Source organism: Priestia megaterium, from assembly GCF_009497655.1.
In the GTDB taxonomy this organism is placed as follows: domain Bacteria; phylum Bacillota; class Bacilli; order Bacillales; family Bacillaceae_H; genus Priestia; species Priestia zanthoxyli.
Genome location: NZ_CP023317.1, coordinates 4,020,660 through 4,045,433, shown reverse-complemented (window position 1 = coordinate 4,045,433; position 24,774 = coordinate 4,020,660). Strand labels below are relative to the sequence as shown.

General features: G+C 40.5%; 24 protein-coding genes and 1 other annotated feature. Of the genes, 23 read left to right on the top strand and 1 reads right to left on the bottom strand.

Annotated elements, in window-relative coordinates; all coding sequences use genetic code 11:
* Positions 1-7 precede the first annotated feature (7 nt).
* From sigE to pyrE, 23 genes are all read left to right on the top strand, one after another.
* Positions 8-727: an RNA polymerase sporulation sigma factor SigE gene (gene sigE, locus CEQ83_RS20670; RefSeq protein ID WP_013058953.1), complete on the top strand. Its 720-nt coding sequence runs from the start codon at positions 8-10 to the stop codon at positions 725-727.
* A 148-nt stretch (positions 728-875) separates the two neighbouring features.
* Positions 876-1,655, top strand: coding sequence for an RNA polymerase sporulation sigma factor SigG (gene sigG / locus CEQ83_RS20665; protein ID WP_013058952.1), 780 nt, complete (start codon positions 876-878; stop codon positions 1,653-1,655).
* Between the two features lie 345 nt (positions 1,656-2,000).
* Positions 2,001-2,255, top strand: a complete 255-nt coding sequence (locus CEQ83_RS20660; RefSeq protein ID WP_013058951.1) for a YlmC/YmxH family sporulation protein — start codon at positions 2,001-2,003, stop codon at positions 2,253-2,255.
* A gap of 74 nt (positions 2,256-2,329) precedes the next feature.
* Positions 2,330-3,151 carry a peptidoglycan editing factor PgeF gene (gene pgeF / locus CEQ83_RS20655; protein ID WP_155017489.1) on the top strand — a complete coding sequence of 274 codons (822 nt, stop codon included), beginning with the start codon at positions 2,330-2,332 and terminating at the stop codon, positions 3,149-3,151.
* A gap of 7 nt (positions 3,152-3,158) precedes the next feature.
* The gene (locus tag CEQ83_RS20650; RefSeq protein ID WP_028411471.1) at positions 3,159-3,842 is read left to right on the top strand and encodes a YggS family pyridoxal phosphate-dependent enzyme; all 684 of its coding nucleotides are present in this window, start codon (positions 3,159-3,161) and stop codon (positions 3,840-3,842) included.
* Positions 3,843-3,858: 16 nt separating this feature from the next.
* The gene (locus CEQ83_RS20645; protein ID WP_028411470.1) at positions 3,859-4,323 is read left to right on the top strand and encodes a cell division protein SepF; all 465 of its coding nucleotides are present in this window, start codon (positions 3,859-3,861) and stop codon (positions 4,321-4,323) included.
* Between the two features lie 3 nt (positions 4,324-4,326).
* Positions 4,327-4,596: a YggT family protein gene (locus tag CEQ83_RS20640; protein ID WP_014458382.1), complete on the top strand. Its 270-nt coding sequence runs from the start codon at positions 4,327-4,329 to the stop codon at positions 4,594-4,596.
* Between the two features lie 50 nt (positions 4,597-4,646).
* Positions 4,647-5,420, top strand: coding sequence for a YlmH family RNA-binding protein (locus CEQ83_RS20635; protein ID WP_013058946.1), 774 nt, complete (start codon positions 4,647-4,649; stop codon positions 5,418-5,420).
* Positions 5,421-5,504: 84 nt separating this feature from the next.
* A complete protein-coding gene (locus tag CEQ83_RS20630) occupies positions 5,505-5,999 on the top strand; it encodes a DivIVA domain-containing protein (RefSeq protein WP_013058945.1) in 495 nt (164 codons plus the stop codon).
* Positions 6,000-6,068: 69 nt separating this feature from the next.
* Positions 6,069-6,289 (top strand) — a binding site (T-box leader).
* 71 nt (positions 6,290-6,360) lie between these two features.
* Positions 6,361-9,126, top strand: a complete 2,766-nt coding sequence (gene ileS, locus CEQ83_RS20625) for an isoleucine--tRNA ligase (protein ID WP_154973131.1) — start codon at positions 6,361-6,363, stop codon at positions 9,124-9,126.
* Between the two features lie 170 nt (positions 9,127-9,296).
* Entirely contained in the window at positions 9,297-9,584 is a 288-nt protein-coding gene (locus tag CEQ83_RS20620; RefSeq protein WP_028411468.1) for a conjugal transfer protein TraR, read from the top strand.
* 80 nt (positions 9,585-9,664) lie between these two features.
* Positions 9,665-10,132, top strand: a complete 468-nt coding sequence (gene lspA, locus CEQ83_RS20615) for a signal peptidase II (RefSeq protein WP_013084844.1) — start codon at positions 9,665-9,667, stop codon at positions 10,130-10,132.
* Positions 10,129-11,043 (top strand): RluA family pseudouridine synthase, encoded by a 915-nt coding sequence (locus tag CEQ83_RS20610; protein ID WP_013058941.1) that lies wholly within the window; start codon positions 10,129-10,131, stop codon positions 11,041-11,043. The genes lspA and CEQ83_RS20610 overlap by 4 nt, the downstream gene beginning before the upstream one ends.
* A 191-nt stretch (positions 11,044-11,234) precedes the next feature.
* A complete protein-coding gene (gene pyrR / locus CEQ83_RS20605; protein WP_013058940.1) occupies positions 11,235-11,777 on the top strand; it encodes a bifunctional pyr operon transcriptional regulator/uracil phosphoribosyltransferase PyrR in 543 nt (180 codons plus the stop codon).
* A 156-nt stretch (positions 11,778-11,933) separates the two neighbouring features.
* Positions 11,934-13,241 carry a uracil-xanthine permease family protein gene (locus CEQ83_RS20600; RefSeq protein ID WP_028411467.1) on the top strand — a complete coding sequence of 436 codons (1,308 nt, stop codon included), beginning with the start codon at positions 11,934-11,936 and terminating at the stop codon, positions 13,239-13,241.
* 148 nt (positions 13,242-13,389) lie between these two features.
* The gene (locus tag CEQ83_RS20595) at positions 13,390-14,328 is read left to right on the top strand and encodes an aspartate carbamoyltransferase catalytic subunit (protein ID WP_028411466.1); all 939 of its coding nucleotides are present in this window, start codon (positions 13,390-13,392) and stop codon (positions 14,326-14,328) included.
* Positions 14,291-15,580: a dihydroorotase gene (locus CEQ83_RS20590; protein ID WP_154973132.1), complete on the top strand. Its 1,290-nt coding sequence runs from the start codon at positions 14,291-14,293 to the stop codon at positions 15,578-15,580. The genes CEQ83_RS20595 and CEQ83_RS20590 overlap by 38 nt, the downstream gene beginning before the upstream one ends.
* Positions 15,565-16,650 (top strand): carbamoyl phosphate synthase small subunit, encoded by a 1,086-nt coding sequence (locus tag CEQ83_RS20585; RefSeq protein ID WP_028411464.1) that lies wholly within the window; start codon positions 15,565-15,567, stop codon positions 16,648-16,650. Before CEQ83_RS20590 ends, CEQ83_RS20585 begins: the two co-directional genes overlap by 16 nt.
* Positions 16,650-19,862, top strand: coding sequence for a carbamoyl-phosphate synthase large subunit (gene carB / locus CEQ83_RS20580; RefSeq protein WP_014458390.1), 3,213 nt, complete (start codon positions 16,650-16,652; stop codon positions 19,860-19,862). Before CEQ83_RS20585 ends, carB begins: the two co-directional genes overlap by 1 nt.
* Complete coding sequence (locus CEQ83_RS20575; RefSeq protein WP_154973134.1) at positions 19,859-20,632, top strand: dihydroorotate dehydrogenase electron transfer subunit; 774 nt, start codon at positions 19,859-19,861, stop codon at positions 20,630-20,632. Before carB ends, CEQ83_RS20575 begins: the two co-directional genes overlap by 4 nt.
* Positions 20,629-21,570 (top strand): dihydroorotate dehydrogenase, encoded by a 942-nt coding sequence (locus CEQ83_RS20570; protein WP_013058933.1) that lies wholly within the window; start codon positions 20,629-20,631, stop codon positions 21,568-21,570. The genes CEQ83_RS20575 and CEQ83_RS20570 overlap by 4 nt, the downstream gene beginning before the upstream one ends.
* A complete protein-coding gene (pyrF, locus tag CEQ83_RS20565) occupies positions 21,542-22,264 on the top strand; it encodes an orotidine-5'-phosphate decarboxylase (protein ID WP_028411462.1) in 723 nt (240 codons plus the stop codon). Before CEQ83_RS20570 ends, pyrF begins: the two co-directional genes overlap by 29 nt.
* A complete protein-coding gene (gene pyrE / locus CEQ83_RS20560; protein ID WP_029715075.1) occupies positions 22,261-22,899 on the top strand; it encodes an orotate phosphoribosyltransferase in 639 nt (212 codons plus the stop codon). Before pyrF ends, pyrE begins: the two co-directional genes overlap by 4 nt.
* Before the next feature lie 34 nt (positions 22,900-22,933).
* On the opposite strand, the gene CEQ83_RS20555 is transcribed toward pyrE, so the two are convergent.
* Positions 22,934-24,646, bottom strand: a complete 1,713-nt coding sequence (locus tag CEQ83_RS20555) for an Rqc2 family fibronectin-binding protein (RefSeq protein ID WP_176343453.1) — start codon at positions 24,644-24,646, stop codon at positions 22,934-22,936.
* Positions 24,647-24,774: the final 128 nt, after the last annotated feature.

Below are 24,774 nucleotides of genomic sequence, written 5' to 3'. Positions count from 1 at the left end.
ATACACAATGGCTACATATCGAATTCGATTTCAATTATGGTGGTACAAATTATTAATTAAACTTAAGCTAAAAACAGATGAAGTGTACTATATAGGAGGAAGTGAAGCTCTTCCACCACCTTTAACAAAAGATGAAGAAGAAGTGCTCTTGAAGAAACTTCCATCAGGAGATGAAGCAGCACGTTCACTGTTGATTGAGCGTAATTTGCGACTTGTTGTTTATATTGCCCGCAAGTTTGAAAATACGGGAATCAATATTGAGGATTTAATTAGCATCGGCACCATCGGTTTAATTAAAGCAGTAAACACGTTTAATCCTGAAAAGAAAATTAAGCTAGCGACGTACGCCTCTCGCTGTATTGAAAATGAAATTTTAATGTATTTGCGCCGCAACAATAAAATTCGATCTGAAGTTTCATTTGATGAGCCGTTAAATATTGATTGGGATGGAAACGAACTGTTATTGTCTGACGTGATGGGAACCGAAGAAGATATCATCACAAAAGACCTAGAAGCGAATGTAGATCGAAAACTTTTGCTGAAAGCACTGCACCAATTAAATGATCGTGAAAAGCAAATTATGGAGCTGCGCTTTGGGCTAGCCGGCGGAGAAGAAAAAACGCAAAAAGATGTAGCCGATATGCTAGGCATTTCTCAGTCTTATATTTCAAGGCTCGAAAAACGAATTATTAAACGGCTGCGAAAAGAATTTAATAAAATGGTTTAAGTAAAAAAGCTGATTGTATAAGGGCTGAGAAGCATCTTATACAATCAGCTTTTTTAGCGTGAAATTGTCAGAATTGTAAAAGTGCATATTTTTTCCTCCGGAGGAGATACTGAATTCAGAACATCATCTCCTGTTAGGAGGGAAAGAGTTGACAAGAAATAAAGTAGAAATTTGTGGAGTAGATACTTCGAAACTTCCCGTATTAAAAAATGAAGAAATGCGAAAGTTGTTTAAACAAATGCAGGCTGGAGATGGAACAGCAAGAGAAAAGCTAGTAAGCGGAAATTTACGTCTCGTACTCAGCGTGATCCAACGTTTTAACAATCGTGGAGAATTTGTTGATGACTTATTTCAGGTTGGGTGTATTGGATTAATGAAATCCATTGACAATTTTGATTTAAGTCAAAACGTGAAGTTTTCTACATATGCTGTCCCAATGATTATAGGGGAAATTCGCCGCTATTTACGTGACAATAATCCAATCCGTGTTTCTCGTTCCCTTCGTGATATTGCTTATAAAGCTCTTCAAGTTCGTGAAAGGCTTATGAGTGAAACATCCAAGGAACCTACAGCTGAGGAAATTTCAAAAGTCCTAGAAGTACCGCATGAAGAAATTGTGTTTGCTTTAGATGCTATCCAAGATCCGGTTTCTTTATTTGAACCTATTTACAATGATGGCGGAGACCCAATCTATGTGATGGATCAGCTAAGCGATGAACGCAACCGTGATTCAACTTGGATTGAAGAAATTGCTTTGCAAGAAGGTATGAGAAGATTGAACGAGCGAGAAAAACTAATTTTACGAAAGCGCTTCTTCCAAGGTAAAACACAGATGGAAGTTGCTGAAGAAATTGGTATTTCTCAAGCGCAGGTTTCTCGTTTAGAAAAAGCTGCTATTAAACAGATGAATAAAAATATTCAAAGTTAACAAAAGCTCTCTAAACTGGCAGCTGCTCTTGTTCATACAATCAATACCATTCACTTTATTTGATGTTCAACTTAATAAGCATCGTGTCTATAAAAACAGACACGATGCTTATTTTGTATGTATCAATGAATACATAACCAAAAGATATTCATGTTAGATTTCCTATTGCTATGAGGACTTCTCGCTGCTTGTTGAGAATGTCTCTTGATGAAAAACTGTGTAATTAGTGAACAAAATGCTTATAGAAAGAGAATGGCAGAGAAAAAATAAGCTTTTCCTTCATGAAATGAAAATTTGAAAATATATATAGGCTAAGGAATAAAGTTGGCTATAGGAGGAGAGAGCATGTTAAAGATTTCAGAGTTTCAGCTGAAAGATGTAGTGAATGTAGCTGATGGCAAAAAACTTGGAAATGTAGGGGATATTGATATTGACTTAACAACGGGAAAAATACAGGCCGTCATTATCGGAGGCTCTCGTGTATTGGGCTTCTTTGGAAAAGATGATGAAATTGTGATTCCATGGAAAAATATTGTGAAAATTGGTTCCGATGTCATTTTAGTACGTTATAAAGACGCATTTCAGCCTGAAGAGAATTAGTTTTTTGTCAACAGCACCTAGCAATCTGTGGTACAATATGTGAGAACAAATGAAACAAGGGATGTGTCACATACATGAATCCTGAGCCATTAAAAAAAAGCCATCACGAGTCGTTTATGTGGCTGAGCCCTTGGGTAGAAAAGAATGATATGCTTGTTGCTGGTTTCACCACAAAAAATGGTGGCGTGAGTAAACCTCCATTTGCTTCTTTTAACCTAGGGCTTCACGTAAACGATAACGTAGAAGATGTTATTACAAATAGAAAAATTTTAGCAGCCGAACTAGACATGTCTTTTGAAAGCTTTGTATGTGCTGAACAAGTACATGAAGCAACTGTTCAAAAAGTAACAAAAGCCGACTGTGCAAAAGGACTCTACAAGTATGAAGAGGGCATAAAAGCAGCGGATGGCATTTATACAAATGAATCTGATATTTTGTTAGCTTTATGTTATGCAGATTGTGTTCCGCTGTACTTCTATGCGCCTGATCACCATTTAGTTGGTCTTGCTCATGCCGGGTGGAAGGGAACAGTAAAAGATATTGCAGGAAATATGATTCGGCGGTGGGTAGAGCAAGAAAATGTTCCGGTTGAAGATATTTACGTGGCGATTGGCCCTTCGATTGAAGATTGCTGTTATGTTGTCGATAACCGCGTCATTACACAAGTAAACGAAGTAGTTGGCCAAAATGGATATCAAGAAGTAAGCCCTGGACAATACGCGCTTAATTTAAAAAAAGTCAATAAGCTGCTGATTCAAAACGCAGGCGTATTGCCGCAACGAATTTTAACATCGTCGTATTGTACAAGCTGTGAAGATGACCTGTTCTTCTCACATCGCCGCGACCAAGGGAAAACAGGACGCATGTTTAACTTCATAGGCTTTAAGGAGGAGTAATTACATAGTGACAGCTAGCGTAAGTGAAAATCTAGAAGCAGTTCAACAAACAATTGCTGAAGCATGTAAAAAAGTTAATCGAAATCGAGAAGATGTAGAGCTGATTGCTGTAACAAAATACGTTTCCACAAAACGAGCAGCAGAAGCAGTGGATGCAGGCATTTTACATCTTGGAGAAAACAGGGATGAAGGTCTTCTAGAAAAGTATGAATCAATCGGTGAGAAAGCGACCTGGCATTTTATCGGAAGCTTACAAACAAGAAAAGTAAAAAATGTGATTGATAAAGTTGACTATATTCATTCACTGGACCGATTATCTTTAGCAAAAGAAATTGATAAACGTGCAGGACATCGTATAAAATGTTTTGTACAAGTTAATGTTGCCGAAGAACAATCAAAGCATGGCCTTGCTGTAGAAGAGGTAATTCCATTTATTCAATCTCTTGAAACATTTACAAATATCCAAGTAGTTGGATTAATGACCATGGCTCCTCACACAGATGACGAGTCCTTGCTTCGCAGCTGTTTTCAAGGTTTAAAGAAATTGCAGGATCGTATACAAGAACTAAACCTCCCGTATGCACCTTGTACGGAGCTATCAATGGGAATGTCAAACGATTATGCAATTGCAATTGAAGAAGGAGCAACATTCATTCGACTAGGAACCACGCTAGTTGGGAATGAACGTTAAGGAGGTGTAATTCAAGATGAGTATGAAAAATCGCTTTAGAAGTTTTTTTGCTCTTGATGACGATACTGAATATGTAGAAGAACATTACGAACAAGAAGAGTCGGTAGAAGAGCCTGTACAGCAGTCGAGACCAGTGAAAGCTAGTCAGCAGCCGAATCAGCAGCAAAACGTGATTAGCTTGCAAAGCGTTCAAAAATCATCAAAAATGATGCTTTGCGAACCTCGCGTCTATGCCGAAGCACAAGAAATTACGGATCATTTAAAAAATCGTAAAGTCGTAGTTGTTAATTTACAGCGCATTCAACGAGATCAAGCAGTGAGAATTGTCGACTTTTTAAGTGGTACAGTTTATGCTTTAGGCGGGGACATTCAAAAAATTGGAACCGACATCTTTTTATGTACACCTGATAATGTAGACGTAAGCGGAAGCATTTCAGATATGATGGGAGAACACGATACAACAAACGTAAAGAGGTGGTAGTTTTTGGACATCGTTTTTGGGATTCTTGGGCAATTGATTGGTCTTTACTCATGGGCACTGATTATTTACATTTTGATGTCTTGGGTACCCGATGTAAGGGCGTCTAAGTTTGGTCAGCTGCTTGGCAGCATTTGCGAGCCTTACTTAGAGCCTTTTCGTAAAATCATTCCGCCTATTGGCATGATTGATATTTCACCTCTTGTTGCAATCTTTTTACTACGATTTGCGCAAGCAGGTGTACGTTCACTTCACAGTATGGTTGGATTTATTTAAAAAGGAATCGCTGGATTCCTTTTTTACATACCAATAGTAGGAGTAATAATATGTCTATTTATGAACATTTTAGGCAAGAAGAACATGGATTTATTGACCAGGTTCTTCAGTGGAAAGAAGATGTCCTACATCAATACAGCCCAAAATTAACGGATTTTTTAGATCCAAGAGAGCAGCAGATTGTGACAGCTATTGTTGGGACTGAAGGAGAGGTTCAAGTTTCATTTGATGGTGGACAACCGTTTGCTGAACGCAAGCGTGCGCTGCTATATCCGGATTACTATGTGCCTGAAAGCGAAGATTTTCAGTTGCATATGTACGAATTGAATTATCCTAAAAAGTTTGTGACGATTGAACATCCTCAAGTTCTTGGTTCGGCGATGTCCTTAGGACTGCGCCGTTCAAAATTTGGCGATATTTTGGTCGCGGGAGACGATATTCAGCTTGTAGCCGCAGAGGAAATTTCTTCTTATATTGAGATGAATTTAACATCAATTGGAAAAGCCAAAGTTTCACTTTCTTCTATTCAAAGAGAGCAGCTGCATGTGGTAAAAGAAGAGCTGATTGAACACGTTTATACAGTTTCTTCAATGAGGCTTGATGTTTTGCTGTCGACCATTCACAATTTATCAAGACAAAAAGTCCAGCCGTTTATTGCAAATGGAGCGGTAAAAGTAAATTTTAAAGTCATTGAACAGCCTTCTTTTGAATGTCATGAAGGTGATATTTTGTCGCTTCGTGGCCACGGCAGAAGTCGTATCGTTTCACTTGAAGGCAAAACCAAAAAAGAAAAATGGCGAATTGTTGTAGGGAAGCAGAAATAAAGAAATCTACTAGCAGGAAATTTTAAAAATATGTCGAATAAACCATTACTAATGATGTAATGAGACAACACGGAGGTGGCCTAGATGCCTTTAACCCCTTTGGATATTCATAACAAAGAGTTTAATCGCGGGTTTCGCGGATATGATGAAGATGAAGTAAATGAGTTTCTTGACCAAGTAATTAAAGACTATGAGCTGGTAATGCGTGATAAAAAGGAGTTAGAAGGAAGAGTATCTGAATTAACAGATCGTCTTGGACATTTTACTAACATCGAAGAAACGTTAAATAAATCAATTTTAATTGCTCAAGAAGCAGCGGAAGATGTAAAGCGAAACGCTGAAAAAGAAGCGAAGCTCATTATAAAAGAAGCAGAAAAAAATGCGGACCGTATTATTAATGAAGCACTGTCTAAGTCTCGTAAAATTGCGATGGACATTGAGGAGACGAAAAAGCAGTCTAAAGTATTTAGAACTCGTTTCAAAATGTTAATTGAAGCACAGCTTGAAATGTTAAACAGCGATGACTGGGATCAGTTGATGGATTATGAGATGCCAGCGCTAGAAGAAAAAATTGACTAGTCAAGACATCATCTTGACTTCTCACGTTTTGTTGTCATATAATTTGGTAACAGATGAAATTTCATATCAAACAGTACGGAGACAGGGACAGTAGCTTTTTTAGTTTGTCAAAGCGAATCGAGGATGGTGCGAGCTCGATAACAAACAAAAAAGTGAAAATCACCCTAGAGTACCATTGCTGAAATGATGATAGTAAGCAGTGGCGGTTTATTCACGTTACGAATGCAAAGAGGATTTGCGTGCAGCAAATCTACTAGGGTGGTACCGCGGGAGGCCTTCTCGTCCCTTTTTGGGATGAGGAGGTCTTTTTGTTATGGTGCAAAAAGATATGAAATTTACGTTTTTTTTTGGAGGGTAAAACATGGAATATAAAGATACATTATTGATGCCAAAAACTGAATTTCCTATGCGTGGAAATTTACCGAACCGCGAGCCTAAAATGCAAGAACAGTGGGCTGAAATGAATATTTATGAAAAAGTACAAAAACGTACGGAAGGCCGTCCGCTATTCGTCCTGCATGATGGACCTCCATATGCCAATGGCGATATTCACATGGGACATGCCTTAAATAAAATTTTAAAAGATTTTATCGTTCGCTATAAGTCGATGTCAGGCTTCTGCGCACCTTATGTGCCAGGCTGGGATACACACGGCTTGCCAATTGAAACGGCTTTAACAAAAAATAAAAAAGTAAACCGCAAAGAAATGACAGTAGCTGAATTCCGTAAGCTTTGCGAACAGTATGCTTGGGAACAAGTAAACGGCCAGCGTGAGCAGTTCAAGCGTTTAGGCGTACGCGGAGATTGGGATAATCCATATGTAACGCTTCAGCCACAGTACGAAGCGCAGCAAATCAAAGTATTTGGCGATATGGCGAAAAAAGGCTATATCTACAAAGGATTAAAACCTGTATACTGGTCCCCTTCAAGTGAATCTGCTTTAGCAGAAGCGGAAATTGAATACTATGACAAGCGTTCAGCTTCTATTTACGTAGCGTTTAATGTGAAAGATGGTAAAGGCGTGCTTGAACAAGATGAAAAATTCATCATTTGGACGACAACACCATGGACAATGCCAGCTAACCAAGGGATTGCTGTCAATCCCGAGCTTCAGTACAGCGTAGTTGAAGCAGATGGAGCAAAATATGTAGTAGCAACTGAACTTATTGAAACAGTTGCTAAAGAAATTGAATGGGCTGACTATAAGACACTTCGTACAGTAAAAGGTTCAGAACTTGAACGCGTGGTAGCTGAACATCCAATCTATAAGCGTGATTCTTTAGTTGTTCTTGGCGATCACGTAACGACTGATGCTGGTACTGGCTGTGTTCATACAGCACCGGGACACGGGGAAGACGACTTTATCGTTGGTCAAAAATATGGTTTGGAAGTTCTTTGTCCAGTTGATAGTAAGGGTCATATGACGAATGAAGCACCAGGATTTGAAGGATTATTCTATGATAAAGCGAATAAGGCGATTACAGACAAACTAGAAGAAGAAGGCGCGCTGTTAAAATTAAGTTTCATTACCCACTCATATCCACATGACTGGCGTACGAAGAAACCAACAATTTTCCGTGCAACAGCACAGTGGTTTGCGTCTATTAAAGATTTCCGTGAAGATTTATTAAAAGCAGTAGAAAAAACAGAATGGGTGCCTACTTGGGGTGAAACGCGACTTTATAACATGGTGCGTGACCGCGGAGACTGGTGTATTTCTCGTCAACGTGCATGGGGCGTTCCGATTCCAGTATTTTATGCTGAAAATGATGAGCCAATCATTACGGACGAGACAATTGAGCACGTATCAAATCTATTTAGAGAACATGGATCAAACGTATGGTTTGAGCGTGAAGCAAAAGACTTGCTTCCAGAAGGCTTTACTCATGAAGGAAGCCCAAATGGCCGTTTCACAAAAGAAACAGACATCATGGACGTATGGTTTGACTCTGGTTCTTCACATCAAGCTGTTCTTGAAGAGCGTGAAGACTTACAGCGTCCGGCTGATTTGTATTTAGAAGGTTCTGACCAATACCGCGGCTGGTTTAATTCAAGTCTTTCTACAAGTGTAGCTGTAACAGGTGAAGCACCTTATAAAGGCGTACTTAGCCACGGATTTGCTTTAGACGGTGAAGGTCGCAAAATGAGTAAGTCATTAGGGAATGTTGTAATTCCAGAAAAAGTAATGAAACAACTAGGTGCGGATATTTTACGTCTATGGGTAGCTTCTGTAGATTACCAAGCGGATGTTCGTGTATCTGATAACATTTTAAAACAAGTAGCAGAAGTATATCGTAAAATCCGCAACACGTTCCGTTTCTTACTAGGAAACCTAGCGGACTTTAATCCAACAACTGACGCTGTAGCCGTTGAAGACCTTCGTGAAGTAGATCGCTACATGCTTGTGAAGCTGAACAAATTAATTGATAAAGTGAAAAAATCTTATGATTCATATGAATTCTCAAGCATTTATCACGCAGTGCATAATTTCTGTACAATTGATATGAGTTCATTCTACTTAGACTTTGCAAAAGATGTATTGTACATTGAAGCAGAAAATAATGTAGAGCGTCGCAGCATTCAAACGGTTCTTTATGAAACGTTATTATCGTTAACGAAATTAGTGTCTCCAATTCTTTCTCATACAGCAGACGAAGTATGGGTTCACATTCCGAACGTAACGGAAGAAAGCGCGCAGCTAGTTGATATGCCAGAGGTTCAAGAAATTGAAGGAGCAGATCAATTGGTAGAGAAATGGGATGCGTTCATGGAGCTTCGCGATGAAGTCTTAAAAGCGCTAGAACAAGCTCGTAATGAAAAAGTAATCGGTAAGTCTTTAGAAGCAAAATTAACGCTGTATCCAACAGCAGATACGAAAGAGCTGTTAGCCTCTATTTCTGAAAATGTAGGTCAACTCTTCATCGTTTCAGATCTTGAAGTAGCAGAAGGTGAAGCGCCTGCTGAAGCACAAAAATTCAGCTATGCTTCAATTGTTGTAAGTAAAGCAGAAGGTGAGAAGTGTGAGCGCTGCTGGGTAGTATCACCAACAGTTGGCGAAGATCAAGATCACCCAACTTTATGTACACGCTGTGCGGATGTTGTGAAAAATCACTACGTTCAGCAGTAATGAACAAAAGCACGTCCTTTTTGGGCGTGTTTTTTGCTGTACGAAATTCCCAAATACAATGGTATAAAGCATTCAAAGCCTTAGGAAAAACTTGTGTTGTAGATTCGATGGAAAACTCGGTAAACCTAACATCATTAATACTTCATCTTATCAGCACAGGAGGCGTTTGCATGTATGAAAATTATCTTTCCATTGGACAGGAATTAGCTCTTATCAAAGAAGAATTACAAGATCGCCTATTGAGATATGCTACAGAACAATCTGGTTATATAGATGAAAAGGAACGTTACGTAATAGAAATGATTAAAGCCGATTTAAAAGATGTAGAACACGCGCTAGCAAAGCTTGACGTTGGTGCGTTTGGAATTGATGAACTAACTGGCGAAGTGATGTCTATTCATAAATTAAAAGTAATGCCGACGGCCCGCACAAACGAAGATTTATTTGTTTTCTGGTGAGAAGCGAGAAAAAAAATGAATTATGTGCTAAAATGCTTTAGTATGGATTCGTTTGATTTTATTGCGGGAGGAAAACGTTTGTGTTTTATTATCTTATCGCTTTAGCTGTTATACTTATTGATCAGGTAACAAAATGGATGATTGTAAAAGAAATGTATTATGGACAAAGCATTACCGTAATTGAAAACTTTCTTTACATTACCTCTCATCGTAACAGAGGAGCCGCGTGGGGTATTCTACAAGGACAGATGTGGTTCTTTTATCTCATTACGGTGGTTGTGGTAGTCGGTTTAATAATTTATATTCAAAAGCTCAAAAAACAAGATAAATGGTTCGGTATTGCGCTAGCATTAATGTTAGGCGGCGCCATTGGAAACTTTATTGATCGAGTGGTCCGTAAAGAAGTAGTTGATTTCGTAAATACATACATCTTTACGTATGATTTTCCGATTTTTAACGTAGCTGATTCGGCACTTGTCGTCGGAGTAATCATCATGTTTATTATGACGCTGTTTGAAGGGAAAATGAAGAAGGAGCACAAAGAATGAATGTAATTGAAACAGTTATAAATGAAGAACAAGCGGGAGAACGTATTGATAAAGTACTTTCGACTGTAAATGCAGAATGGTCACGTTCACAAGTGCAGCAGTGGATCAAAGAAGGTCATGCAAAAGTGAATGATAAAACCGTTAAAGGAAACTATAAATGTAAAACAGGAGACGCTATTATTATTGAAGTGCCGGAACTAGAGGAGCTTGATGTGGTAGCGGAAGAAATGGATTTAGATATTTATTATGAAGATCAAGATGTGCTTGTTGTAAATAAACCTCGCGGCATGGTTGTACATCCAGCTCCAGGTCATCATAGCGGCACGCTTGTAAACGGCTTAATGGCTCACTGTAAAGATTTATCCGGTATTAACGGCGTTATGCGCCCTGGTATCGTTCATCGAATTGATAAAGATACGTCCGGTTTACTTATGGTTGCAAAAAATGATTTAGCTCATGAATCACTAGTTAGTCAGCTTGTAGCTAAAACAGTGACGCGTCGCTATAAAGCTATCGTTCACGGAGTAATTGCGCACGATCACGGTACAATTGATGCGCCAATCGGCCGAGATAAGCAAGATCGTCAAAGCATGACGGTCACTGATGAAAACAGTCGTGATGCAGTGACGCACTTTACTGTATTACAGCGTTTTAAAGATTTTTCACTTGTCGAATGTAAGCTAGAAACGGGGCGAACACACCAAATTCGCGTTCACATGAAGTATATTGGCTTTCCGCTTGCCGGGGATCCGAAGTACGGACCGAAAAAAACGCTTCCGATTGACGGACAAGCACTTCATGCAGGTGTATTAGGCTTTATTCACCCTCGTACAAATGAATATATGGAATTTGAAGCACCGGCTCCAAAAGAGTTTAATGAGATGCTAGAGCTTATTGAAAAAAGAAGTTGACAACTGTCATAAGTGATGGCATACTTGTATTAACTTAATAAGAACCTTTAAGAACAGTCCAGAGAGGCTGAGAAGGAAACGGTGCAGAAAAGGCATACTTATAGCCTTTTTGAAGAAATATATCTAAAACCAAATCCTCTTGCCTCAAGGCAAGAGGATTTTTTTATGTCAACAACTTGAGGTGAAAAACAGTGAACGTAAAAGCTACCGTCCTTGACGAACAGGCTATCCGCCGCGCTTTAACTCGAATTGCACATGAGATTATTGAAAAGAATAAAGGAATCGAAAATTGTGTGCTAGTGGGGATTAAAACGCGAGGTATTTATATTGCAAAACGTTTAGCAGAACGAATTGCACAAATTGAAGGAAACACATTGCCAGTCGGAGAACTAGACATCACGCTTTACCGGGATGATTTATCGAAAGTGACAAGCAATGACGAACCTCTCGTAAAAGGATCAGATATTCCGACAGATATTGCAAATAAGAACGTCATCTTAGTAGACGATGTGTTATATACGGGCCGTACGGTTCGAGCAGCACTTGATGCACTAATTGATATCGGTCGACCGGAACTCATTCAGCTGGCTGTTTTAGTGGATAGAGGACACCGCGAGCTGCCGATTCGAGCAGACTATGTTGGTAAAAACGTACCGACAGCTAAAAGTGAAAAAATTGCGGTACATTTGATGGAAGTAGACGAAAAAGACCACGTGTCTATTTACGAAAAATAAATTATATACCCTTTTAAATAGTAGTCCCGTGAGGCTGCAAAAGGGGGGTCACTATACAAGGAAAACTATACTGCGGTATAGCGTCTTCCTTGTATGCTGAAAACCTCTTTGCCTCTGCGTAAAGAGGTTTTTTTATAGTGATAGGAGGAAAAACATATGAGTCAACAACGAGATTTTGTACTTGATATACATGATAAACCAAAAGCAGTAAATTGGTTAACATTGAGTCTGCAGCATTTGTTTGCAATGTTTGGATCGACGGTGTTAGTGCCGTTCCTAGTCGGATTCAGCCCGGCAATTGCTTTGATTTCAAGCGGGGTAGGAACGCTTGCTTTCCTGCTCATTACAAGAGGTCAAATTCCTTCTTACCTTGGTTCATCGTTCGCGTTCATCACGCCAATCATTTTCGCAAAAGCTTCGTTTGGACCTGAAGAAACGATGGTTGGCTGTTTCTTAGCCGGACTTGTGTATGGAATCGTTGCTTTGATTATAAAAGGAACAGGAATCAATTGGATTATGAAGCTGCTTCCTCCGGTTGTAGTAGGACCAGTTATTATGGTTATAGGCTTAGGATTAGCTAATACAGCAGTAGGCATGGCGATGAACGATGCAAAAGGAAATTACAGCTTAACTTACCTGATGGTTGCGCTTGTGACACTAGCGATAACAGTTGCTTGCTCAATCTTCTTTAAAAACATTATCAGCCTGATTCCGGTACTGATGGGAATTATCGGCGGATACATCTTCGCTTATACACAAGGATTGGTAGACTTTTCAAAGGTAATGAAAGCAGAGTGGATTGAAATACCTCACTTCTACGTGCCGTTCGTCACATACACGCCGTCCATTTCATTAGGGATTGTGCTTATCATGGTACCTGTAGCAGTCGTAACACTTTCAGAACATATTGGACACATTCTTGTTTTAAATAAGATTGTGGATCGAAACTATATTGAAAAGCCAGGGCTGCACAGATCGATTTTAGGAGACGGAGTAGCCACTATGCTTGCTGCGCTGATCGGCGGACCGCCAAACACAACATATGGTGAGAACATCGGAGTGTTAGCCATCACAAAGGTGCTTAGCGTATTTGTAATAGCAGGAGCAGCAGTCTTCGCGATTTTGTTCGGGTTTGTCGGCAAAATCAACGCTCTTATTTCAAGTATACCAACTCCGGTCATGGGTGGGATTTCAATTCTCTTATTCGGAATCATTGCTTCATCAGGCTTGCGCATGATGGTGGATGCAAAGGTAGATCTTGGATCAAAACGAAACTTAATGATTGCTTCGATTATCTTAGTGTTAGGAATCGGAGGAGCACACTTAGATATCTCAGAACATGTAAAGATTGATAGCATGGCACTGTCTGCTATCATGGGAGTTCTGCTGAATCTAGTTCTGCCGAAAGAGAAGATAAAAGAAGCGGAAAACGTTCAACAAACGTCAGCACGAAAAATTTCATAGAACGCCTTTTAATTGAAATCCAGAGAGGTTTCTAAGGGTGTGTGAAAAGCGCGTTATAGACGAAGCTTGTTTTCTTACACCCTTTCTAAGTTAGAAAGGGTGTTTTTTATAAAGAAATGCGAGGAAAGCAAAAATGGAGGGAATCGATATGAAACATTTAGTGACAGTCTCAACACTAGAAACAAATGAAATTCTAGAGATTTTAGACAGCGCTGAAAACTATCGAACGAATAAACAAGGATGGAAACCGGAAGAGAAAATGTTTGTTGCCAACTTATTTTTTGAAGCGAGCACGCGTACTCGATGCAGCTTTGAAATGGCAGAACAGCAGCTAGGATTAACAACAATTCCGTTTGAAGTAACAACTTCAAGCGTCCAAAAAGGAGAAACGCTTTATGACACGATTGAAACATTAGCTTCAATCGGTGTTCAGTCAGTTGTTATTCGCCACCCGCAAGATCGTTATTATGAAGCACTGCAGGAAAAAGTATCGATTCCCATCATTAATGCAGGAGACGGATGCGGTCAGCATCCAACTCAGTGTCTGCTTGATCTACTGACAATTCGCCAAGAGTTCGGCTCGTTTAAAGGATTAAAAGTCGCAATAGTCGGAGATTTGCGACATAGCCGCGTAGCGAGATCGAATGCAGAAATGCTGACAAAACTAGGGGCGACCGTATATTTTGCGGGACCTGAAGAATGGAAAGATGAAGAGAACAGACACGGTACATATCTTGATATCGATGAAGCAATCGAAACGGTCGATGTTGTGATGCTACTGCGTATTCAATTTGAAAGGCATGAAGAGAACACTTCAGAGCTTGCAAAGAACTACCATAGCCGCTTCGGATTAACCGTTGAACGAGAGCGGAAAATGAAATCACATAGCATTATTCTTCATCCAGCTCCGGTGAACAGAGGAGTCGAAATTGCAGATGAGCTCGTTGAATGTGAACGCTCAAGAATTTTTAAACAAATGCAAAATGGCGTATACATTCGCATGGCAGTATTAGCAAGAGCGCTACAACCAATTGAAAGGGGACTTAATAATGACAACAATTATCAAAAATGCTACATGGTTAAATGAAGGAAAAATTGAAAAAGTCGAACTGAAAATTGAAAATGGTGTAATTGCTGAAATAGCTTCACACATTGACGTAGAGAATGAAGAAGTCATTGATGCAGGCGGGAACTTCTTATCACCGGGTTTAATCGATGTCCACGTTCACTTGCGTGAGCCAGGGGGAGAAAAGAAAGAAACAATTGAAACAGGTACTCTAGCAGCTGCAAAGGGCGGTTTTACAGCAATTGCTGCAATGCCGAACACGCGTCCAGTGCCTGATACTGTTGAACAAATGGAGTGGGTAAACAAGCGCATTGAAGAAACAGCACATGTGCGCGTATTACCGTACGCATCGATTACTACTCGTCAATTGGGAAAAGAATTAACGGACTTTGAAGGCTTAAAAGAAGCGGGAGCATTTGCTTTTACAGATGATGGAGTAGGGGTTCAGTCAACAGGAATGATGCTAGAAGCGATGAAAAAAGCCGCTTCATTAAACAAAGCAATCGTTGCACACTGTGAAGATAATGATTTAATTAACAAAGGCTGCGTACACGACGGGAAATTTGCAAAAGAACATGGACTAAACGGTATCCCATCTATCTGCGAAGCCGTTCAAATTGCACGAGATGTCCTGCTTGCTGAAGCAGCAAACTGTCACTACCATGTGTGTCACGTAAGTACAAAAGAATCCATTCGCGCCATTCGTGATGCGAAAAAAGCAGGCATTCGCGTAACTGCAGAAGTAACGCCTCATCATCTGTTACTAAATGAAGAAGATATCCCGGGACTTGATTCGAATTTCAAAATGAATCCGCCGCTTCGAGGAAAAGATGATCAACAGGCATTAATTGAAGCTTTATTAGACGGAACGCTTGATTTTATCGCCACTGATCACGCACCGCACACAGCGGACGAAAAAGCAGAAGGCATGGAGCTTGCGCCGTTTGGAATTGTGGGACTTGAAACAGCTTTCCCGCTTCTTTATACAAACTTGGTATTAAAAGAAGTAATGACGCTAGAGCAGCTAGTATCGTATTTAACAAACAAGCCGGCTGAAACATTCAATCTTCCTTATGGCACGATTGAAGTGGGAAAAACAGCGGATTTAACCATCATTGATCTTGAAACAGAAAAAGCAATTAATCCAGAAGAATTTGTATCCAAAGGTAAAAACACGCCGTTTGCTAACTGGGTATGCAAAGGTTGGCCGGTAATGACATTAGTAGAAGGTAAACGAGTATGGGAGGATGTTAAAGCATGCAACGTCAACTAATTTTAGAAGATGGAACAGTATTTATCGGAAAAGGATTCGGCAGCGACAAAGAAATGACAGGAGAAGTTGTTTTCAACACGGGAATGACAGGATATCAAGAAATTCTGTCTGATCCATCATACTGTGCACAAATTGTGACATTAACATATCCTTTAATCGGAAACTACGGTATTAACCGCGATGACTTTGAGTCGATTGAACCAGCTGTACACGGTTTGATTGTAAAAGAAATTTGTGATGCTCCTTCAAACTTCAGAAGCGAACTATCAGTAGATGAATTTTTAAAACAAAAAGATATTCCAGGATTAGCTGGAATCGACACGCGAAAATTAACGCGAAAAATTCGTCAGCACGGTGCGCTTCGTGGACGCGTGTGCAGCATGGAAGTCAATGTAGAAGAAGTGGTAGCACAGCTTCAAAATCATGAACTTCCGACTGATTCAGTTAAAAAAGTATCAACGGTGAAGCCTTACCCAAGCCCAGGCAGAGGTAAAAAAGTGGTACTCGTTGACTTTGGAATGAAACACGGAATTTTACGTGAATTAACAGCTCGTCAATGCGACGTGATTGTGGTTCCTTATAACGTAACTGCGCAAGAAATTCTTCAATTAAATCCAGATGGCATTATGTTAAGCAACGGACCTGGAGACCCAAAAGACGTACCTGAAGCAATCGAGATGATTCAAGGGGTTTTAGGGAAGGTTCCGCTTTTCGGAATTTGTTTAGGACATCAGCTGTTTGCCCTAGCATGCGGAGCAGATACAGAAAAAATGAAATTTGGTCATCGTGGATCCAACCATCCTGTAAAGGATCTAAAAACCAATAAAGTAGCTCTTACATCTCAAAACCACGGCTATACAGTGTGTGAGCCATCTCTTGTCAACACGCCATTAGAAGTGACGCACGTTGCGCTTAACGATGGAACAGTTGAAGGAGTAAAGCATAAAGAATATCCGGCATTTACGGTTCAGTATCACCCTGAAGCATCACCGGGACCTGAAGATGCAAACGGATTGTTCAACGAATTTATGGATCTTATGAAAAACAATCAGAAAGTAGGTAATTGCTAATGCCAAAACGTCAAGATATTAACACAATTCTCGTAATCGGATCAGGACCAATCGTCATTGGACAGGCGGCAGAGTTTGACTATGCAGGAGCGCAAGCATGTATTGCGTTAAAAGAAGAAGGATACAAAGTTATTCTTGTGAACTCCAATCCTGCAACAATCATGACAGATTCAGAAATGGCAGACAAAGTATATATTGAACCTCTAACGGTTGAATTTGTAAGCTCAATTATTCGTAAAGAACGCCCGGATGCACTGCTTCCAACGCTTGGCGGTCAAACGGGACTGAACTTAGCGGTAGAATTACACGAAACGGGCATTTTAGAAGAATTTAACGTAGAAATTCTCGGGACAAAATTATCAGCGATTGAACAAGCTGAAGACCGTGAGCAGTTCCGTTCATTAATGAATGAACTAAATCAGCCTGTCCCAGCAAGTGAAATCATTCATTCACTAGACGAAGCGTATGCGTTTGTTGAACAAGTAAACTATCCGGTAATCGTGCGTCCTGCTTATACGCTTGGCGGTACGGGAGGCGGAATTTGTAACAACGAGCAAGAGCTGATTGAAATTGTAACAAGTGGGTTAAAACACAGTCCTGTAACACAGTGCTTACTTGAGAAAAGCATTGCAGGCTTTAAAGAAATTGAATATGAAGTAATGCGCGATGCAAACGATAATGCGATTGTAGTATGTAATATGGAAAACTTTGACCCGGTCGGTATTCATACGGGAGATTCAATTGTTGTAGCACCAAGCCAAACGCTAAGCGACCGTGAGTATCAGCTGCTTAGAAATGCGTCACTAACAATTATCCGAGCGCTTAAAATCGAAGGCGGATGTAACGTTCAGCTAGCACTAGACCCAGAAAGCTTCCAGTATTACGTAATTGAAGTAAACCCTCGTGTAAGCCGTTCGTCGGCCTTAGCATCAAAAGCAACAGGGTATCCAATTGCAAAATTAGCCGCAAAAATTGCGGTAGGGTTAACATTAGATGAAATGATGAACCCGGTAACTGGGAAGACATACGCATGTTTCGAACCTGCACTAGATTACATCGTATCTAAAATTCCACGCTGGCCGTTTGATAAATTTGAATCAGCTAACCGTAAACTAGGTACACAGATGAAGGCAACAGGGGAAGTAATGGCAATTGGCCGCACGTTCGAAGAGTCAATTTTAAAAGCCGTACGCTCACTTGAGTCAAACGTTCATCACTTAGAGTTAAAAGATGCGCATGAATTTGATGATGCCATTATTGAAAAACGTATTCGCAAAGCTGGCGATGAGCGATTATTCTACGTCGCAGAAGCCATTCGCCGCGGCGTAACGATTCAGCAAATTCACGAGTGGAGCAAAATCGATCTTTTCTTCTTAGTAAAACTTGAAAAAGTGATTGCTTTTGAAAATGTGTTAAAAGAAGAGATTCATAATGTAGAAGTTTTACAGGAAGCAAAAGAAATGGGATTTGCAGACTGCACGATTGCTAAGCTATGGAATCAAACAGAGCGTGAAGTATACGACTTCCGCAAACAAAACGGCGTGATGCCAGTATACAAAACGGTAGATACATGTGCAGCAGAATTTGAATCTACAACACCATATTTCTACGGTACGTTTGAAGATGAAAATGAATCGATTGTTACAGATCGTAAAAGCGTTGTAGTGTTAGGGTCAGGTCCGATCCGCATCGGGCAAGGAATTGAGTTTGACTATGCAACGGTTCACTCGGTGTGGGCGATTAAAGAAGCTGGATACGAAGCGATTATTGTCAATAACAATCCAGAAACAGTGTCAACTGACTTCAGTATTTCAGATAAATTATACTTCGAGCCGCTGACGATTGAAGATGTGATGCATATCATCGATTTAGAAAAACCAGAAGGTGTGGTTGTACAGTTCGGTGGTCAAACAGCAATCAACTTAGCGGATGAGCTAGAAGCAAGAGGGGTCAAGATCTTAGGTACGTCGCTTGAAAGCTTAGATGCAGCGGAAGACCGTAAAAAATTCGAAGCGACGCTAGCGCGTTTAGAAGTACCTCAGCCGCTTGGAAAGACGGTTACTTCAGTTGAAGAAGCAGTGGTTGTCGCAAAAGAAATTGGTTATCCGGTGCTTGTACGTCCTTCATACGTACTGGGCGGACGCGCGATGGAAATTGTGTATAAAGAAGAAGAGCTGCTTCATTATATGAAACACGCGGTAAAAGTACACGCTGATCATCCTGTATTAATCGACCGCTACTTAACAGGAAAAGAAATTGAAGTCGATGCCATTTCAGACGGTGAAACAGTGGTTATTCCAGGAATCATGGAGCATGTAGAGCGCGCGGGTGTCCACTCAGGCGACTCCATCGCTGTATACCCACCGCAAACTCTGTCACAGGACGTAAAAGATACGATCATTGATTACACAACACGAATTGCAAAAGGCTTAAACATTATTGGCCTGCTTAACATTCAGTTCGTCTTATCAAAAGGAGAAGTGTTTGTTCTTGAAGTAAATCCTCGTTCAAGCCGTACGGTGCCGTTCTTAAGTAAAATCACGCGTATTCCGATGGCGAATGTGGCAACAAAAGTAATTTTAGGAACAAGTTTAAAAGATCTTGGCTATGAATCAGGCATGCACCCTGAAGAAGAAGGCGTCTACGTAAAAGTGCCGGTCTTCTCATTTGCAAAGCTGCGCCGCGTAGATATTACGCTTGGACCTGAAATGAAATCTACTGGAGAAGTAATGGGGCAAGATTCAACGTACGAAAAAGCATTATATAAAGGACTAATTGCGTCAGGTATGTCCATTAAGCCGTACGGTTCAGTACTTATGACAGTAGCGGATAAAGATAAGGAAGAGGCAACAGCGTTAGCAAAGCGCTTTGCTAATATTGGCTACCAGGTGATTGCAACGGAAGGAACAGCTTCAACGTTTACAAAAGAAGACATTCGCGTAAAAATAGTAAATAAAATTCATCATGAAGATCACAATCTTTTAGATGTGATACGAAAAGGTGAAGCCCAGCTGGTCATCAACACGCTAACAAAAGGAAAACAGCCTGCGCGTGACGGATTTAAAATTCGCCGTGAAGCAGTTGAAAATGGCGTACCTTGCTTAACATCACTTGATACAGCAGAAGCGATTTTAAGAGTGCTTGAAACGATCAGCTTCCATACAACGCCAATGAAAAAAGTTCGTCCAACCAAAGAGGTGACAACCGTATGATCAAACATGAAATGATGCAAGTCGTCAGTCAGCGACCGTTAACACACAATGTATATGAATTAACCCTTCAAGGCGAGCTTGTTCGTTTCATGAATGAGCCGGGGCAGTTTGTGCATATCCGCGTCAACAACGACTATTTGCCACTGCTTCGCAGACCAATCAGTATTGCAGAAATTGATCAAACGCACGAACAATTTACGATGATTTACCGTGCAGAAGGAGCGGGAACATCGCTGCTGGCTGAAAAACAAGCCGGACAGTCGATTGACGTGTTAGGTCCCCTTGGCCACGGTTTTCCATTAGATGCAATAGAGTCAGGTCAAACGGCTTTATTAGTAGGGGGAGGCATTGGAGTGCCTCCGCTCTATGAGCTTTCAAAAAGACTTCGTGAAAAAGGCGTGCAGGTTATCCACGTCCTGGGTTTTCAATCAAAAGCAGACGTATTTTATGAACGAGAGTTTTTAGCTTTAGGAGAAACATATATTGCAACGGTAGACGGCTCTTACGGAACAAAAGGTTTTGTCACAACGGTGATTGACGAGCATCAGTTTTCATATGACGTTATGTTTTCATGCGGTCCAACTCCGATGTTAAAAGCACTAGAAAATAATTATACAAACAAGCCGCTTTACATTTCTTTAGAAGAAAGAATGGGCTGTGGAATCGGCGCTTGCTTTGCATGTGTATGCAGGGAAAGTGATGATTCTACGGCGTATAAAAAAATCTGCAGCGACGGTCCCGTCTTTCAAGCAGGGGAGGTGCTTCTATGAGTATGCTAAAAACGACATTACCAGGGTTAGATTTGAAAAATCCAATTATGCCAGCATCCGGCTGCTTTGGATTTGGGCGTGAGTATGCTCAATTTTATTCACTTGATGCACTTGGAGCCATTATGATTAAAGCGACTACTGCTGAAACTCGTTTTGGCAATCCAACTCCTCGCGTAGCGGAAACATCTGCAGGAATGTTAAATGCGATTGGATTACAAAATCCTGGGCTAGAAAAAGTAATGAATGAAGAGCTCGTTTGGCTTCAGCAATATGATGTGCCGATTATCGCGAACGTAGCCGGTGCTTCAATTGAAGAATATGTGCACGTGGCAAAAGAAATTTCAACCGTATCAAATGTGAAAGCACTTGAATTGAATATTTCATGTCCTAACGTAAAGGAAGGCGGAATTGCGTTTGGCGTAGATCCTGTCATCGCCGCTCGTTTAACAAAAGCGGTAAAAGATGTTTCAAATGTTCCAGTTTATGTTAAACTATCACCAAACGTATCCAATATTGTAGACATGGCAATGGCTGTTGAAGAAGCTGGCGCGGATGGCTTAACGATGATCAATACGCTTCTCGGGATGCGTCTGGATTTGAAAACAGCTCAGCCGGTTTTAGCGAACGGCACAGGCGGACTGTCAGGACCTTCAATTAAACCGGTAGCGATTCGAATGGTGTATGAAGTGAGCCAAAAAGTAAACATTCCAATTATCGGTATGGGCGGAGTGACGACTGCTGAAGATGCACTTGAATTTTTATATGCAGGTGCAAGTGCCGTAGCGGTTGGTACAGCAAACTTTGTCGATCCGTATGTATGCCCAACCATCATTGACGAATTGCCAAGGCTATTAACATCATTAGGATACGAGCATGTTTCAGAATGTATCGGAAGGAGCTGGAAAAAGCGTGAAGCAACCGTTAATCATTGCTCTTGATTTTTCATCAATTAACGATGTACAGCAGTTTTTAATGCCTTTTCAACAAGAATCATTATTTGTGAAAGTAGGCATGGAACTGTTTTATAAAGAAGGGCTATCCATTATTTCTGCATTAAAAGAGCAAAACCACCAGATCTTTTTAGACTTAAAGCTTCACGATATTCCAAACACGGTAAAGCAAGGAATGAAGTCTTTGGCTTCTCTTGAAGTGGATTTGGTTAACGTTCACGCAGCCGGCGGAACGAATATGATGCAAGCAGCCGTTGAAGGACTTGACTTAGGAACCGCTGCTGGCAAAAAACGTCCGGATTGTATTGCGGTTACTCAGCTAACAAGTACATCGGATGAAATGCTAAAAGAGCAGCAGCTGATTACGCACTCGATGCAAGAAGTGGTTACGCATTATGCAGCGCTTGCTAAAAAAAGCGGACTAGACGGCGTTGTATGTTCTACTCATGAAGTGCCTTCGATTCGAAAAGCAGCAGGAGAGGACTTTTTGACCGTAACGCCGGGTATTCGTATGGGCGCAGATTCAGTAGATGACCAAGTCCGCGTAGCAACGCCTCAGCTAGCGAGAGAATATGGCTCAAGTGCCATTGTGGTTGGACGTTCTATTACTAAAGCAAAAGACCCGCTTAAAGCATATTATGAGATGTTACAGCAGTGGAAAGGGGAGCGTATTACGCGATGACAAAACTACGAAAAGAAATTGCAAAACAATTAATTGATATTGAGGCAGTAAGCCTTCAACCGAACGATCCGTTTACGTGGGCCTCTGGAATTAAGTCGCCTATTTATTGTGACAACCGTCTAACGCTTAGCTACCCAAAAGTGCGAAAAGAAATTGCAAAAGGTCTGCAGCATTTAATTAAAACGTATTTTGCCAATGCAGAAGTGATTGCTGGTACAGCTACAGCTGGTATTCCTCATGCAGCATGGGTAAGTGAAGCGCTAGAGCTTCCAATGTGCTATGTGCGAAGCAAAGCAAAAGAACATGGCCAAGGAAATCAAATTGAAGGAAAAGTAACAAAAGGTCAAAAAGTAGTTGTGATTGAAGATTTGATTTCAACTGGCGGAAGTGTATTTACCGCAGTCGATGCATTAAAAGCGCAGGGTTGTGAAGTACTGGGAGTTGTTTCTATCTTTACATATGAGCTGGAAAAAGCGCGTCAGCTGTTTAAAGAAAAAGAACTTCAAGTTTATTCTTTAACAGACTACTCTACGCTAGTAGAGGCGGCAAACGAAGCGGGATACATTGAAGAAGAAGCGATGGAAAAGCTATTTAAATGGCGTGAAAATCCTTCAGATCCTTCATGGATGAACTAAACTAAAAACCCCCTATATAGAAAGGGGGTTTTTGTTATGACTGGCGCAGCTTCAGTACAAGTTCTTCGCTAGGCGTTACGTACACCGTTTGCTGATTATCGTACGTCACAAAACCAGGTTTAGCACCGCTTGGTTTTTTTACGTGGCGAATTTTTGTATAGTCCACTGGTACCGAACTTGAATTCTTGGCTTTACTAAAGTAAGCAGCAAGGTGAGCCGCTTCTAAAATTGTTTCTTCTGAAGGCTCTTGGCTGCGGATAACAACGTGAGAACCCGGTATATCTTTCGTATGAAACCAAACGTCATCACGAGCAGCAAGGCGATTTGTTAAATACTCATTTTGCTTATTGTTTTTTCCAACTAAAATCGTCGTGCCGTCGCTTGAAACGTATTGTTCAAGTGTAGGCGTGGTGTTTTTTTGTTTTTTTGCTTGCTTTTGCTGACGGTTGCGCAAATATCCTTCTTCCACAAGCTCTTCGCGAATCTCGGCAATGTCTTTGTGAGTAGCAGTATCCATTTGCTGAATAAGTGATTCAAAATACTGTACTTCTTCGTTTGCTTTTTCAATCTGTTCGATTACAATCGAAACGGAATTTTTCGCTTTTTGATACTTTGTAAAATAGCTTTGAGCATTTTGAGACGGTGATTTTTGCGGATCTAATGAAATCGTAAGTGTACCGCTATTTTCATCGTAATAATTAATAACATCCACTTTCGCATCTCCTTTTTTGACAAGGTGTAAATTTGCCGTAAGGAGTTCACCGGCTAGCTGGTAATCAGATGCTTTTTCTGCATTTTGCAGCGTTTGCTCAAGTTTTTTTATTTTTTTCTCATTTTTCTTTTTCTCGGTGGAAATAAACTGTACCAAATCATGCGCTTGCTGCTTTACACGATCTCGCTCTGCTTTCCCGTAGTAATAGCGGTCAAGAAGCTCGCTGATAGTTGCATACGTTTTTTTCGTACCCTCTAAATGCGTTAATTCGAGTAAATAAAAATAGTCTTTTTGATTAACGGTTGTCAGAGTCGGTGTAAACTGACCTTCTTTGATCAGCGTCATGGTTTCGACGAATGATTTTGGAAGGGTAGAACGATTCGCTAAGCCAGAGCGAAACACTACTTCATTTGCAATTAAAGGAGAAAGCCCTGAGAAGGTCTGCACTAGCTGACTGGCTAGCTTTCCGCTATTAAAATCAATTTTTTTAACCACGGTTTCCTCGTCCGCTTCAAATGGATGAAGCTTATCTTGGCTAGGAGGCAGTACGTAAGGAGCTCCGGGTAGAAGCGTACGATGCCTGTTCAAGGCCATTGGAACATGCTTAATACTGTCGATAATCGTTTGTTTTTCTTTATCTACAAGTACAACATTACTATGTCTTCCCATGATTTCAATAATAAGCTGCTTGTACGTCACGTCGCCAATTTCATTTCGTCCTTTTGTTTCAATGACTAAAATGCGGTCTAATCCAAGCTGATACACTTGTTCAATAATGCTTCCTTCTAAATGCTTGCGAAGAAGCATACAAAACATAGGAGGCTCAGATGGATTTTCATAGGGCTCATTTGTAAAATGAACGCGTGAATAGTTAGGGTGAGCTGAGATTAAAAGTTTGCGGTTTTCACCTTTAGCGCGTACTTGTAAAATCAACTCGTTTGGAAACGGCTGATATATTTTTGAAATTCGTCCTGAAACCAAGGTCTCAGATAATTCTTGTAAAATGCCATATGTAAAAATACCATCAAATGACACAGTGCTCACATCCTTAAGTAATTGAAAATTGTCCTATAGAAAAGTATAGCATTTTTTAGGACGAGTCTGAATAAGCATACGATATAAGATTGTAACAATCTAATAGGTGCATTTACAAATAAAAGGGT

Bases quoted from the DNA above. Each gene is read 5' to 3' on its own strand.
- CEQ83_RS20610 (WP_013058941.1), top strand. From the start codon at position 10,129: ATGAATGTAATTGAAACAGTTATAAATGAAGAACAAGCGGGAGAACGT.
- CEQ83_RS20635 (WP_013058946.1), top strand. From the start codon at position 4,647: ATGTCTATTTATGAACATTTTAGGCAAGAAGAACATGGATTTATTGAC.
- CEQ83_RS20590 (WP_154973132.1), top strand. From the start codon at position 14,291: ATGACAACAATTATCAAAAATGCTACATGGTTAAATGAAGGAAAAATT.
- CEQ83_RS20630 (WP_013058945.1), top strand. From the start codon at position 5,505: ATGCCTTTAACCCCTTTGGATATTCATAACAAAGAGTTTAATCGCGGG.
- CEQ83_RS20600 (WP_028411467.1), top strand. From the start codon at position 11,934: ATGAGTCAACAACGAGATTTTGTACTTGATATACATGATAAACCAAAA.
- CEQ83_RS20585 (WP_028411464.1), top strand. From the start codon at position 15,565: ATGCAACGTCAACTAATTTTAGAAGATGGAACAGTATTTATCGGAAAA.
- carB (WP_014458390.1), top strand. From the start codon at position 16,650: ATGCCAAAACGTCAAGATATTAACACAATTCTCGTAATCGGATCAGGA.
- CEQ83_RS20645 (WP_028411470.1), top strand. From the start codon at position 3,859: ATGAGTATGAAAAATCGCTTTAGAAGTTTTTTTGCTCTTGATGACGAT.
- CEQ83_RS20620 (WP_028411468.1), top strand. From the start codon at position 9,297: ATGTATGAAAATTATCTTTCCATTGGACAGGAATTAGCTCTTATCAAA.
- CEQ83_RS20575 (WP_154973134.1), top strand. From the start codon at position 19,859: ATGATCAAACATGAAATGATGCAAGTCGTCAGTCAGCGACCGTTAACA.
- pgeF (WP_155017489.1), top strand. From the start codon at position 2,330: ATGAATCCTGAGCCATTAAAAAAAAGCCATCACGAGTCGTTTATGTGG.
- CEQ83_RS20570 (WP_013058933.1), top strand. From the start codon at position 20,629: ATGAGTATGCTAAAAACGACATTACCAGGGTTAGATTTGAAAAATCCA.
- CEQ83_RS20595 (WP_028411466.1), top strand. From the start codon at position 13,390: ATGAAACATTTAGTGACAGTCTCAACACTAGAAACAAATGAAATTCTA.
- sigE (WP_013058953.1), top strand. From the start codon at position 8: ATGGCTACATATCGAATTCGATTTCAATTATGGTGGTACAAATTATTA.
- CEQ83_RS20660 (WP_013058951.1), top strand. From the start codon at position 2,001: ATGTTAAAGATTTCAGAGTTTCAGCTGAAAGATGTAGTGAATGTAGCT.
- ileS (WP_154973131.1), top strand. From the start codon at position 6,361: ATGGAATATAAAGATACATTATTGATGCCAAAAACTGAATTTCCTATG.
- pyrE (WP_029715075.1), top strand. From the start codon at position 22,261: ATGACAAAACTACGAAAAGAAATTGCAAAACAATTAATTGATATTGAG.